This window comes from Nesterenkonia sphaerica (assembly GCF_005771565.1).
In the GTDB taxonomy this organism is placed as follows: Bacteria; Actinomycetota; Actinomycetes; order Actinomycetales; family Micrococcaceae; genus Nesterenkonia; species Nesterenkonia sphaerica.
On sequence record NZ_VAWA01000003.1, the window covers coordinates 85,912 to 98,672 of the forward strand.

At 65.5% G+C, this 12,761-nt stretch carries 14 protein-coding genes; 13 read left to right on the plus strand and 1 reads right to left on the minus strand.

The window, feature by feature from the left end:
* Window positions 1-30: 30 nt before the first annotated feature.
* Window positions 31-972, plus strand: a complete 942-nt coding sequence (mmsB, locus tag FEF27_RS03300; RefSeq protein ID WP_208009639.1) for a 3-hydroxyisobutyrate dehydrogenase — start codon at window positions 31-33, stop codon at window positions 970-972.
* On the plus strand, window positions 969-1,745 hold the full coding sequence (locus FEF27_RS03305; RefSeq protein WP_138169416.1) for an enoyl-CoA hydratase: 777 nt from the start codon (window positions 969-971) through the stop codon (window positions 1,743-1,745). Before mmsB ends, FEF27_RS03305 begins: the two co-directional genes overlap by 4 nt.
* 9 nt (window positions 1,746-1,754) lie before the next feature.
* Here the strand turns inward: FEF27_RS03305 and FEF27_RS03310 are convergent, their stop codons facing one another.
* Window positions 1,755-2,261 carry a MarR family winged helix-turn-helix transcriptional regulator gene (locus FEF27_RS03310; RefSeq protein WP_138169417.1) on the minus strand — a complete coding sequence of 169 codons (507 nt, stop codon included), beginning with the start codon at window positions 2,259-2,261 and terminating at the stop codon, window positions 1,755-1,757.
* A 245-nt stretch (window positions 2,262-2,506) separates the two neighbouring features.
* On the opposite strand from FEF27_RS03310, the gene FEF27_RS03315 reads away from it, so the two are divergent.
* The 11 genes from FEF27_RS03315 (at window position 2,507) to FEF27_RS03365 (ending at window position 12,705) form a co-directional block, all read left to right on the plus strand.
* The gene (locus FEF27_RS03315; RefSeq protein WP_138169418.1) at window positions 2,507-3,712 is read left to right on the plus strand and encodes an acyl-CoA dehydrogenase family protein; all 1,206 of its coding nucleotides are present in this window, start codon (window positions 2,507-2,509) and stop codon (window positions 3,710-3,712) included.
* Window positions 3,713-3,808: 96 nt separating this feature from the next.
* Window positions 3,809-4,285 (plus strand): hydroxyphenylacetyl-CoA thioesterase PaaI, encoded by a 477-nt coding sequence (gene paaI, locus FEF27_RS03320; RefSeq protein WP_208009641.1) that lies wholly within the window; start codon window positions 3,809-3,811, stop codon window positions 4,283-4,285.
* Between the two features lie 125 nt (window positions 4,286-4,410).
* The gene (locus tag FEF27_RS03325; protein WP_243729058.1) at window positions 4,411-5,673 is read left to right on the plus strand and encodes an AMP-binding protein; all 1,263 of its coding nucleotides are present in this window, start codon (window positions 4,411-4,413) and stop codon (window positions 5,671-5,673) included.
* Window positions 5,674-5,739: 66 nt separating this feature from the next.
* Window positions 5,740-6,378 carry a TetR/AcrR family transcriptional regulator gene (locus tag FEF27_RS03330; protein WP_138169420.1) on the plus strand — a complete coding sequence of 213 codons (639 nt, stop codon included), beginning with the start codon at window positions 5,740-5,742 and terminating at the stop codon, window positions 6,376-6,378.
* Window positions 6,379-6,464: 86 nt separating this feature from the next.
* Entirely contained in the window at window positions 6,465-7,499 is a 1,035-nt protein-coding gene (gene paaA, locus FEF27_RS03335) for a 1,2-phenylacetyl-CoA epoxidase subunit PaaA (protein ID WP_138169421.1), read from the plus strand.
* 38 nt (window positions 7,500-7,537) lie between these two features.
* A complete protein-coding gene (gene paaB / locus FEF27_RS03340; RefSeq protein WP_138169422.1) occupies window positions 7,538-7,894 on the plus strand; it encodes a 1,2-phenylacetyl-CoA epoxidase subunit PaaB in 357 nt (118 codons plus the stop codon).
* The gene (gene paaC / locus FEF27_RS03345) at window positions 7,891-8,736 is read left to right on the plus strand and encodes a 1,2-phenylacetyl-CoA epoxidase subunit PaaC (RefSeq protein WP_138169423.1); all 846 of its coding nucleotides are present in this window, start codon (window positions 7,891-7,893) and stop codon (window positions 8,734-8,736) included. Before paaB ends, paaC begins: the two co-directional genes overlap by 4 nt.
* Window positions 8,737-8,750: 14 nt before the next feature.
* Window positions 8,751-9,287, plus strand: coding sequence for a 1,2-phenylacetyl-CoA epoxidase subunit PaaD (gene paaD / locus FEF27_RS03350; protein WP_208009649.1), 537 nt, complete (start codon window positions 8,751-8,753; stop codon window positions 9,285-9,287).
* Entirely contained in the window at window positions 9,287-10,465 is a 1,179-nt protein-coding gene (paaE, locus tag FEF27_RS03355; RefSeq protein WP_138169424.1) for a 1,2-phenylacetyl-CoA epoxidase subunit PaaE, read from the plus strand. The genes paaD and paaE overlap by 1 nt, the downstream gene beginning before the upstream one ends.
* Before the next feature lie 37 nt (window positions 10,466-10,502).
* Complete coding sequence (locus FEF27_RS03360) at window positions 10,503-11,273, plus strand: enoyl-CoA hydratase/isomerase family protein (protein WP_138169425.1); 771 nt, start codon at window positions 10,503-10,505, stop codon at window positions 11,271-11,273.
* A 250-nt stretch (window positions 11,274-11,523) separates the two neighbouring features.
* Entirely contained in the window at window positions 11,524-12,705 is a 1,182-nt protein-coding gene (locus FEF27_RS03365; protein WP_138169426.1) for an NAD(P)-dependent malic enzyme, read from the plus strand.
* Window positions 12,706-12,761 lie beyond the last annotated feature (56 nt).

Consider the following 12,761-nt stretch of genomic DNA (forward strand, 5'->3'; position numbering starts at 1 on the left):
TATCCACGCAGCCCACCAGGAGATCACCTCATGAGCACCACAGCAGAGAATCCGCACCCGTTGCCCAGCACCGCATTCATCGGCCTAGGACACATGGGCGGCCCCATGGCCGCCAACCTCGTTAAGGCCGGAGTCCAGGTGTGGGGCTTCGACGTGGTCCCCGAGGCGATGAACGCCGCACGCCGCAATGGCGTCAACGTGGTCTCCGACCCGCTGGACGCGGTCGCGCAGGCGCAGGTGGTGCTCACCATGCTGCCTTCCGGTCAACATGTGCTGTCCGCCTATGAGCAGTCCCCCGGACTGCTCTCCGCTGCGCAACCGGGAACGATCTTCTTGGACTGCTCCACCATCAATATCTCCGAGGCGCAGCAGGCGGCAGCGCTGGCCCAGCAGGCGGGCTTCCGGGCCGCTGATGCCCCCGTCTCCGGCGGAGTGGTGGGCGCCGAGGCCGGCACGCTGGCCTTCATGGTCGGAGCGGACTCCGAGGTCTTTGACCAGGTGCACCCGCTGTTGGACATCATGGGCGCACGGGTGGTCCACTGCGGAGACAACGGACTGGGCCAGGCGGCGAAGATCTGCAACAACATGATCCTGGGCATCACCCAGATTGCCGTGGCGGAAGCCTTCGTGCTGGCCGAACAGCTGGGGCTGAGCGACCAGGCGCTCTACGACGTCGTCTCCCGAGCCTCGGGTCAATGCTGGGCACTGACCACCAACTGTCCGGTCCCGGGCCCGGTCCCCACCTCGCCGGCCAACCGGGACTACACCCCAGGGTTCGCCGGTGCTCTCATGGCCAAGGACCTGGGGCTGGCCACCAACGCACTGGATGAGCAGGGAGTCGACGCGAAACTCGGGCGCCTGGCCGCAGCGATCTATGAGGACTTTGCCGCCGGCGACGGCGCGGGAAAGGACTTCTCCGCGATCATCAACACTATCCGTGACAATTCGACACCCAAAGGAGTACAGGAATGAGCGAATCCTCGACCATCGTGGTCTCCACTGAAGGCAGAGTCGGCAGAATCCAACTCAATCGGCCCAAGGCGCTGAACGCACTGAACCAGCAGCTGATGGAGGAAGTGGTTTCGGCGGCAGTCACCTTCGATTCCGATCCCGGGGTCGGCGCGATTCTGCTCCTGGGTTCGGACAAGGCCTTCGCCGCTGGTGCGGACATCAAGGAAATGGCGCAGCAGGATTATCCCGAGATGTACGCTGCCGACTGGTTCCGCCGATGGGAGGACCTGGCTCAGCTGCGCACTCCGATTGTGGCTGCGGTCAAAGGCTATGCCCTGGGCGGCGGATGCGAACTGGCAATGATGGCCGATGTGATCGTCGCTGGCGAAAGCGCCACATTCGGGCAGCCCGAAATCAACCTGGGCGTCATCCCGGGGATGGGAGGCTCTCAGCGCCTGACTCGCTCCGTGGGCAAGGCTAAGGCCATGGACATGGTGCTCACCGGCCGGCATATCGGCGCCGACGAGGCTGAACGGATCGGCCTGGTCTCCCGCGTGGTGCCGGATGACCAGGCCACAAGCACAGCTGAGGAGGTCGCGGAGCTGATCGCGACCAAGTCCAAGCCAGCTGCGCAGATGGCTAAGGAGGCGGTGGCAGCCTCGTTCGAGACGACGCTGCAGCAGGGGCTGCGTCTGGAGCGCCGGCTCTTTCACTCGCTGTTCGCACTGGCGGACCAGGCAGAGGGCATGAGCGCATTCGCGGAAAAGCGCGGCCCGGAATGGCGGCACCGCTGAAGCTGCTGATCAGCGGGTGAAGTCCCCGGCGCGTTCGCGGAAGTTCGCGAGAATCCGGTTCAAGTCCTCGATCTCCTCGGGGGTGAAGCCCGTCTGCTCGAAAAGCTCCGCGTTAAGCACTTCGGTGGCCTGCTCAGCGGTCCGCTTGCCCTCCGGGGTGAGGACCAGGAGTATCGCCCGGCGGTCGGAGTCATGAGGCTGTCGCTCCACCAGGCCCGCAGCCTCCAGCCGGTCCACTGCGTTGGTGATGGAGGTGGGGTGCACCTGGAGCAGCCGGCTGGCTTTGTTCATGGGCATGCGTTTCTCGCGTGAGAAGCTCAGCAGCGAAATGACCTCATACCGGGCAAAGGTCAGATCGAAGGGCTTCAGGATCTCCTGAGCCCGGCCCAGCAGGATCTGCTGGGTGCGCATGATGGCCGTCACAGTTGCCGCTGGGGCCGCCGCCGAGACCCACCCGTGCCGGCGCCAATTCTTCTGGACCTCGGCGATCGGGTCTTTGGCCATCGGGGGGTGCATCTGCAGAGCTCCTTATCGGGCGGAAGGGTGGAACCCATTCTATGGACTTCTCTGAGCACCCGGTCCACCACACGTCCACACACCTGAGCCAGCTGCAGCAGTCTGTGTCCCACGCCAGGACTGCGACAGCAGGTGTGATACTGGTCACCATCGAATATACTTGGAAGTCCTATAGTTGGTAACCCCCAAAACGCGGCATCGCTCGGGACCTCACCCATGGTCCCGAGCGAGAACGGAGACCTGTGATGCACCCCCTGCACGCCACGACGTCGGCACCGGAGTCCACGAACACGTCGGTGCTCGAGGAACCCCTTGAGCTCCTCGAGTTAGCGCGCCACCTCGGCCCTGAGGAACGTGAGCGCCTGCGCCAAATCGAGGCACATGCACAGGCCCACATCCGCCACCAGAGCATCGAGCCGTGGAACCAGGAGACACTGCCTCTGCACATGCTGCAGCCGCTAGGGGAACTGGGGCTCGGCGAGCTGTTCACCGGTGATTCCTCACAGCTGTTCCAGGGACTGGCCCACGCGGCACTGGCTCGGGCCGATGTCTCCTTCTCGGCGATTATCGGCATCCACAATGAGCTGATTGTGGGCACCATCGAGTCACTGGGATCAACTGAGCAGCGTCAGCGGTGGCTTCCCGGGCTCAAGCGTCTGACCACCCTGGGCGCCTTCTGCCTCACAGAACCAGAGCACGGTTCCGACATCGCGGGAGGACTGGCCACCTCCGCCACATTGGAAGGAGACCAGTGGCACATCCGGGGGTCCAAGCGCTGGATCGGCCTCGGCACCGTCGCTGAGGTGGCGGTGATCTGGGCCCGTGACACCGCTGACGGCCAGATCAAGGGCTTCCTTGTTCCCACTGACACCCCGGGCTACCACGCACAGAAGATCACCCACAAGACGGGGCTGCGCATCATGCAGAACGCCGAGGTCGAGCTGGACCTCAGCGTCCCAGCATCGGCGCTGATGCCCAAGGCCACCAGCTTTGCCGCCACCAGCGAAGGTCTCCGCGGCTCACGGGCCTGGGTCGGATGGCAGGCCGTGGGCGCTCAGCAGGCACTGCTCGACCTCGCCCGCAGCTATGCGCTGAACCGAGAGCAGTTCGGGCAGCCCTTAGCCGCCTTCCAGCTGGTGCAGACTGCCCTGGCCACCATGGCAGGCAATCTCGCAGTCTCCACGGCGCTGATGGGCGAGTTGACCCGGCTGCAGGAGGAAGGCCGCCTGACCATGCTGCGGGCCAGCCTGGCGAAGGCCACCTTGACCCGGTTGGCCCGCGAATCAGCAGCGACAGCCCGCGATGTGCTGGGCGGAAATGGGATACTCAGCACTCACGAAGTGGCCAAGATTGCCGGCGACATCGACGCCATCTACACCTACGAGGGAAGCTACGGCATTAATATGCTGATTGCGGGCCGGGCGCTGACCGGTGTCTCAGCCTTTGTCTGAGACACCGCATGTGCTTGACATCACAGAGTGACACTGCTTAGGTTGACTTACTGACCGATTGGTCTGTAATTATCAGCAGTGACAGCAGGAGCACGTATGACCCACGCCCATCAGGCCTCCCCCGCGACGCTCGACGGCGCCACCGGCTCCCCTGAGACACCCCGGCACACCATGCTGGCCGCCGACCGTTGCACGCAGTGGCTCGGCGCAGAGGTGCTCATTGCTGACCCCGGACACGCCAAGATTCAGATGACGGTTCGCCCGGAAATGACTAACGGATTCGACATTGTCCACGGCGGCATGATCTTCACCCTGGCCGATACCTGCTTCGCCATGGCGTGCAACCATCCTGAGGGTGACGAGGGGACCGTGACGGTCGCTTCCGGGGCCGACATCACCTTTCTGAAATCCGCGCGAGTCGGAGACGTGCTCACCGCGGAGGCCCACCCCGTCGCCCAAGCAGGCCGCAGCGGAGTCTACGACGTCGTCGTCACCCGTGCCGGTGAGACCGTTGCGGTCTTCCGCGGCCGTTCCCGCACCATTCCATTCCCGCAAGAAGGTGGATCACGATGAGCATCACCAGCGCCCCTGAGGGCGGCACCGTCCCCGCAGGCTCCGCTGCGGCCAATGCCGTGGCCGCAGCGATCACCGCGACCCAGCTGGAGCCCACCGCCGCCGGAGAGCCGGATGCCGAGGAGATGCTGAGCCGGGAAGAGATCGAGCGGATTCAGCTCACCCGCCTCCAGGCCACTGTCTCGCACGCCTACGAGAACATCAGCGCATACCGTGAACTCTACGACGCCCACGGAGTCACCCCTGCTGACCTGCAGACCCTGGAGGATCTGGCCAAGTTCCCGCTGACGGACAAAGAGTTCCTGCGCAACGCCTACCCCTTCAAGTCCTTTGCAGTGCCGATGGATCAGGTGCGGCGCATCCACGCCTCCTCCGGCACCACCGGCAAACCCACGGTGGTGGGCTATACCGAGGGTGACATCAGCCGCTGGGCCTCCCTGCTGGCCCGCTGCCTGCGCTTCTCCGGAGTCCGGCCCGGCGACATTGTGCACAACGCCTACGGCTACGGTCTCTTCACCGGCGGCCTCGGTGCGCATTACGGCATTGAGAAGCTCGGCGGCACGGTCATCCCCATGTCCGGAGGCCAGACCGAGCGCCAGATTCAGCTGATCCAGGACTTCCGGCCCCGCGTCATCCTCTGCACGCCCACCTACTTGCTGGCTTTGGCCGATGCCTTCCGCAGCCAGGGCCTCGACCCGAGGGAGACTTCCCTGGAGGTCGGCGTCCTCGGGGCGGAGCCGTGGACCGAGGAGATGCGCCGCGAAATCGAATCCGCCTGGAATATCACCGCGTGTGACATCTACGGACTCTCCGAAGTGATGGGGCCCGGTGTGGCCGGCGAGTCAGCGGCGAGCAAGGACGGCTCGACCATCTGGGAGGACCACTTCCGACCCGAGATCATTGACCCCCTCTCCGAGGACGTGCTGCCCACCGGTGAGCACGGCGAGTTGGTCTTTACGACCTTGACCAAAGAGGCTCTGCCGGTGATTCGCTACCGCACCCACGACCTCACCCGGCTCACCCCGGGCACCGACCGCCCCGGTCACCGCCGCATGGGACGCATCACCGGCCGCAGCGACGACATGATCATCCTGCGCGGAGTCAACCTCTTCCCCACCCAGATCGAGGAGATCGCACTGGGGATCCGGGGTCTCTCCCCGCACTTCCAGCTCGAGCTCACCCGCCCGGGCACCATGGACCAGATGACCGTGCACATCGAACGTCGCCCGGAGATGGACCGCGAGGAGGCTGAAGCCGCAGGTGCGGAGCTGGGCCGCCAGATCAAAGTCAAAGTGGGATCCAGTTGCCAGGTCAGGGTGGCCGAGCCCGAGACGCTCGCTCGGTCCTCCGGGAAGCTGCGCCGGATCTACGACCGGCGCCCCCGGTGAGCGGTCTCCACGGGATACTCTGACAGCCGAACGATCAGCGACCACTCAGGGGAGCCCGCAGGAGCCATGCCACCGCAGCGACGCCGCCAGGCCAGTGCCCACCGCCCACGCACCTCGCCCAAGCGCGGCCGCCCCGGATACGACCGGGAGACTCTGGTGCGGGTGTGTGTGGAGGTCTTCAATCTCCGCGGGTATGAGGCCACCTCCATGGGTGTCCTGGCCCAAGAGCTGGGTATCTCCAAGTCAGCCATCTACCACCACGTCAATTCCAAGGAAGAGATCCTCGATGCCGCACTGACCCACTCGCTCAGTGAGCTGGAGCGGGTGGTGGCCGAGGCCGAGGCGCTGGGCACCCCCGCAGTGGTGGAGCTGGAGACGATCATCAGGGAATCGGTCAATGTCCTCACTCGGTCGCTGCCATATGTCACGCTGCTGCTCAGGCTCCGCGGCAACTCCGAGCTGGAGACCGCAGCCTTGGCCCGACGCCGTGAGATCACCCGGCGCATCGCCGCGCTGATCGCCCAGGCCCAGGCTGACGGCGATCTGCGCTCGGATATTGATGCCCGCACCGCCTCCCGACTGGCCATGGGTATGGTCAACTCCATCGTGGACTGGTACCGCCCCGAACGAGCGGACTCCTCCGCCCCGGTCGCGGACGCGGTGATCGACCTTCTGCTGAGCGGTCTGCGCCGCGCCGCGAACTGAAGCCCCGCTCTCTCCTCCGGGTGTTGTGGGTCACACCCCTTCTGGTATATACTGAACGAACGGTCAGTAATTCAGGAGGTTCCGCAATGTCCAATGAGAAGCCAGATCTGCGCGCCGTCGACACCACGCATGGGTCCATCACAGAACAGGCGCAGGCCGCCGCCGACGACGCCCGGGTGGGTTGGGAGCATTTCCAGCAGCTCATGGAGGAGGATAAGCGCGTCGAGCCGCGAGACTGGATGCCGGAGCAGTACCGCAAGACACTGGTGCGCCAGGTCTCCCAGCACGCGCACTCTGAGATCATCGGCATGCAGCCCGAAGGCAATTGGATCTCACGGGCTCCTTCGCTGAAGCGCAAGTCTGTGCTGATGGCCAAGGTCCAGGACGAGGCTGGCCACGGCCTCTATCTCTATTCGGCCGCTGAGACATTGGGCACCTCCCGGGATGAGATGTATCAGCAGCTCTACACCGGTAAAGCCAAGTACTCCTCCATCTTCAACTACCCGGCTCGCACCTGGGCCGACGTGGGCGCCATCGGCTGGCTGGTGGACGGGGCCGCGATCACCAACCAGGTCCCGCTGTGCCGTGCCTCCTACGGTCCCTACGGGCGTGCGATGGTCCGGGTCTGCAAGGAAGAGTCCTTCCACCAGAGGCAGGGCTGGGAGATTCTCTACACCCTCTCCCACGGAACCCCCGCCCAAAAGCAGATGGCACAGGACGCCGTCGACCGCACCTACGGCCCTGCCCTGCAGATGTTCGGCCCGCCCGACGCAGACTCACCGAACTCACAGCAGTCCATGGCCTGGAACATCAAGCGCTTCTCCAACGATGAGCTGCGTCAGCGCTTTGTGGACATGATCGTCCCGCAGGCCGAGGCGCTGGGGCTGACCCTGCCCGATCCAGAGCTGAAATGGAACGAGGAACGCGGCCACTACGACTACTCCGACCTGGACTGGGACGAGTTTTTCAGCGTGGTCAAGGGCAACGGTCCGTTGAACCACCAGCGACTGGCTCACTACCGGGCCGCGCGCGACAACGGCGCTTGGGTCCGTGAAGCCGCCGCAGCCTATGCAGCCAAACAGGCTGATTCCTCCCGCGACAGCGCACTGCTCAGCGCCTGACGCTTCTGACGTCCCCCTCGCCAAGAAAGGCCCGAACAATGGCAAAGACTGATCCCACTGCCGCTGCCGACCACATCCCCGACGGTGGGGTGGTCATTGAGGATCCGGCCGACCACAGCGTCTGGCCTCTCTGGGAGGTGTTCGTCCGGTCCGCCCGCGGACTGTCCCACGTCCACGCCGGCTCGTTGCACGCCCCCGATGCGGCGATGGCACTGCGCAACGCCCGTGACCTCTACACCCGCCGCAATGAGGGCACCTCCATCTGGGTCATTCCGGCAGCTGAGATCGTCGCCTCGGACCCGGACTCCAAGGGCGGCTACTTCGAATCCGCCAAGGGCAAGGCCTACCGCCATGCCACTTACTACACCCAGTCCGAGGGAGTGCCGCACCTGTGAACAGCGCAGCAGACTTCACCTCACAGGACTCCGCCACCCGCATCTCGGTGGGGGAAGCCATCACCCCCGAGAGCCTCGGCGCCAGCAGCGACCCCGCTCCTGAAGAGACGGCGCGCTATGCGCTGCTGCTGGGCGATGACTGCCTGATCCTGGCCCAGCGGCTGGGGCACTGGATCTCCCGTGCCCCCGAGCTGGAGGAGGATATCGCCCTGGGGAACATCGCCCTGGACCTGCTCGGACATGCCCGCTTCCTGCTGACCTACGCTGGCTCCGCATGGGGCAAGAGCGAGGATGACCTTGCCTACTTCCGCTCCGAGGAGGAGTTCCGCTCCTGCCGTCTGGTGGAGCAGGACAACGGCGACTTCGCGCAGACCATCGCCCGTCAGCTGCTTTTCAGCTTCTACACCTACGAGCTCTATCAGCGCCTCGTCGACTCCGCCGACACCACGCTGGCAGCCGTTGCCGACAAGGCGCTGAAGGAGGTGGACTACCACCAGGACCACGCCGCACAGTGGCTATTCCGCCTCGGCGGAGGCACTGAGGAGTCCGCCCGGCGGATGCAAGCCGGACTGGAGGCCGTCTGGCCATACCTCGAGGAGCTCTTCGCCGACGTGGAGCCAACTGCCGCACTGGCGCAGCAGGGCATCGCGGTACTGCCCTCCTCGCTGCGGGAGCCGGTGCTGCACCGACTGCGGACCACTATCGAAGAGGCCGGACTGCGTGTGCCTGAGGCCAAAGGCGCACTGGGAGCGGACCGAAGCGGTCGCTTCTCCGAACACCGCGGCTTCATTCTGGCTGAGATGCAGGTGCTGGCCCGTCAACACCCTGGCGCGACGTGGTGAGCGGAGCGACCCTCATGAGCGCAGTGACAGAGCACCCGCTGACCCCCGACGGCGTGCGCCCAGAGAACCCGGCCGACGCTGCGGTGTGGGATGCTGCCGCCCAGGTGGCAGACCCGGAGATTCCTGTGCTCAGCATCGCTGATCTCGGCATTCTGCGGGCCGCGGCCGCCACCCCCGACGGCGCCGTCGTCATCATCACTCCCACCTACTCCGGCTGCCCGGCCATGGAGACCATCACCACCGATGTTGGCGCAGCGGTGCGCGCCGCCGGTTACGCCGAGGTCCGGGTGGAGACCGTTCTCACCCCCGCCTGGACCACCGACTGGATGACGGAGGATGGCAAGCGGAAGCTGCGCGAATACGGCATCACTCCTCCCAGCGGCACAGCCCCGGTCCGCGGCGGCCCGGTGCGCGTGGGACTGAGCGTGAAGTGCCCGCGGTGCGACTCGCTGCAGACCCAGGAGCTGGCCCGCTTCGGCTCCACCGCGTGCAAGGCCCTGTACCAGTGCCGCAGCTGTTTGGAACCCTTCGACTACTTCAAGGTGCTGTAATGACTCTCGAAACCCCCACCACTGACGCCGGCCCCGCTGCCCGGCGCCGTGCCACCTTCGCCCCGCTGCGGGTGCAAGAGGTGCGCAAACTCACCGCCGATTCCGTGGAGGTCACGTTCGAGGTGCCGGAGCACCTGACGGATGACTTTGACTACGCCCCGGGGCAGTACGTGGCGCTGCGCACTGAGATCGACGGCCATGAGGTGCGGCGTTCCTACTCCATCTGCACCGAGCCGGTCCCCGGTGAGATCCGGGTAGCGGTCAAGCGGGATATCGGCGGGGTCTTCTCCACCTGGGCCAACGAGCACCTGGCTGCCGGGGACACCCTTGAAGTGATGAACCCTTCCGGAGCCTTCATCTCCAAGACGGCGCTGACGTCTATGAATCACCCCGACGAGTTGGCCGAGGAGGCAGTCTCCCGGCACACCAGCCCTCGGCTGGTCGCGTTCGCAGCGGGCTCCGGGATCACCCCGATCATGGCCATTGCGCGGTCTGTGCTGCGAGCCTCGGACCAGACCACATTCGAGCTGGTCTACGCCAACCGTTCCGCTGCTGATGTGATGTTCGCCGAGGAGCTGGGAGACCTCAAGGACCGGTATCCCTCCCGGTTCGCCGTCCATCACGTGCTCTCCCGGGAGCAGCGGCTGAATCCCCTGCTGACCGGCCGGATCGACGCCGAGAAGCTCACCGCGCTGCTGGACCACGTACTGCTGCCCGAGCAGACTGATGAGTGGTTCCTCTGCGGACCCTTCGAACTGGTCCAGCTGGTCCGGGATGAGCTCGCCGCCCGCGAGGTGCCCGCTGACAATGTGAGATTCGAACTGTTCTCCACCGGCCGCCCGGACCGTCCTACCGGTCAGCAGGGCCGACGGGTCCAAGAGGCCGACGGTGGGCCCACCCGCCGTATTGAGTTCACCCTCGACGGGCTCACCGGCCAGGTCGACTCCCCGGCCGGCTCCGGTGAGACTGTGCTCAATGCCGCGCTGCGGCAGCGCTCCGATGTCCCCTTTGCATGTGCCGGCGGAGTCTGCGGGACCTGCCGGGCCAAAGTCGTCTCCGGAGATTTTGAAATGCAGGAGAATTACGCCCTGGAGTCCGACGAGATCGAACGCGGCTACGTACTGACCTGTCAGACTCGACCCACCTCAGACCGCCTCGTCGTCGACTACGACGCCTGACCCAGCCAGCCGACGCCACCGCGTGAGGGAGCAGACGATGATTGACCTGACCATCCGAGACGACTGTGCCGAGGTGGTGCTCAACGCGCCGCAGAAGCTGAATTCGCTCAACGAGCAGGCACTCGAGGAACTCGACGCCGCCTACCGCGAAGCAGAGGAGGCCGGGGTCCGAGCCCTGCTGCTGCGTGGTGAGGGCCGCGGTTTCTGCGCCGGGCGGGACATCTCCGCTGTGGATCCACAAAGCGACGACGTGCTGGGATACCTGGGCGGGAAGGTCACGCCGCTGCTGCAGCGCATGGCGAGCTTCCCCGCGCCCACCTTCGCCGCCGTCCACGGGGCCTGCCTGGGCGTGGGACTGGGACTGGCCATCGCCACCGACGTGGTCTACGTCGCCGAAGACGCCAAGATCGGCTCCCCCTTCGCAGCACTGGGCGCCACCCTTGACTCCGGCGGGCACGCCCTGTTCGTGGAGCGGCTCGGCGCGCACCGGACCCTGGACCTGATTTACACCGCAGAGCTGATGTCAGGGCAGGAAGCTGTGACGTCCGGGCTCTTCTCCCGTGCAGTACCCGCCGAGTCGCTGGTTCCCTTCGCCAAGGACAAGACGCAGACTGCCGCCCGGGGAGCCACCCTGGCTTTCCGCGAGTCCAAGAAGCTGGTGGCCCAGATCCGCGATGAGCGCATCGGCCTGTGGGAATCGCTGACCGCGGAGAACCACGCGCAGGCGGCACTGTGCGCCTCGGCAGACTACATCGAAGGGTTTGCCGCATTCCAACAGAAGCGGACCCCGGCCTTCAGCGGACAGTAGGACGGACAAGTCCACGTAGTGAAATCCTGCGCCGCAATCCGCACTGCGGCGCAGGATTTCAATTACTCTGTCAGAGACGGTCTAAAGAAAGTACTGACCACTGCGACGGCGTGGAGAACCGACGATCTCGGCACCCACGGCAGCGCACGGCCGGGGCACTCGGCCCACCCAATGATGTGTGGGGGCTCCCGCGGGATCCGCGATGCGCCGTGTCGACCCGAACAGTTACTTTCAAGGAGAGCACTTTCTCATGCCGGAAAACCGCGCGACCGAACCGATCACCGACCAGGAAATCTTTGCCGCTCACGAGGGCGGCAAGCTCAGCGTGGAAACCACGCGGCCCCTGGATTCCAAGCGGGCCTTGTCCATCGCATACACCCCCGGAGTGGCGCAGGTCTCCCGAGCCATCCACAATGACCCCAGCATGCACGCCTCCCACACCTGGGCCTCACGGCTGGTGGTGGTCCTCTCCGACGGGTCTGCGGTGCTGGGCCTGGGTGATATCGGACCAGCAGCCTCCCTTCCCGTGATGGAGGGCAAGTCTGCACTCTTCCGCGAATTCGGAGGGCTGAACTCCATCCCGCTGGTGGTCAACACCACCGATGTGGACGAGATCGTCGAAACCATGGTGCGGCTGCGGCCCAGCTTCGGGGCGGTGAACCTTGAGGACGTCATCGCGCCCCGCTGCTTTGAGCTGGAGGAGAAGCTCATTGAGGCCCTCGACTGCCCCGTGATGCATGATGATCAGCACGGTACCGCCGTGGTGGTGCTGGCAGCGCTGACCAACGCGGTGCGGCTGACCGGCCGCACCTTCGCTGACACGCGCGTGGTGATCGCAGGTGCCGGAGCGGCCGGCATCGCGGTGACCGAGATCCTGCTCGAAGCAGGCGTCTCCCACATCACCCTCACCGACTCCCAGGGCACTATCCACAGCGACCGCTCGGACCTCAACTCCACCAAGGCCCGCGTCGCAGAGAAGACGAATCTGGCCAAGACCGCCGGCGGAATCACGGAGGCACTTCAGGGCGCGGATGTTTTCATCGGCGTCTCCTCATCCTCGGTGCCCGAGGAGGCGGTGGCCGGAATGGCGGAGAACGCCATCATCTTTGCGCTGTCCAACCCGGATCCGGAAATCGCTCCTGATGTGGCCGCCCGCCACGCCGCCGTGGTGGCGACCGGGCGTTCTGATTTCCCCAACCAGATCAACAATGTCCTGGCCTTCCCCGGCATCTTCCGGGGCGCACTCGACGCTGGGGCGCGAAAGATCACCCCGGCGATGAAGGTCGCTGCCGCCACCGCCATCGCCGATGCTGTTGGTGATGACCTGCGTGCCGACTACATCGTGCCCTCACCCTTGGACGACCGGGTCGCGGCAGGGGTAGCTCAAGCGGTAATGTCCGCCGCCTACCAGGACGCCGCCGTGACCGCCTAGTCGTTCGCACCGCCGCGGTGCTGAGAGTCAACCCCCAAGGGCGGGCTCTCAGCACC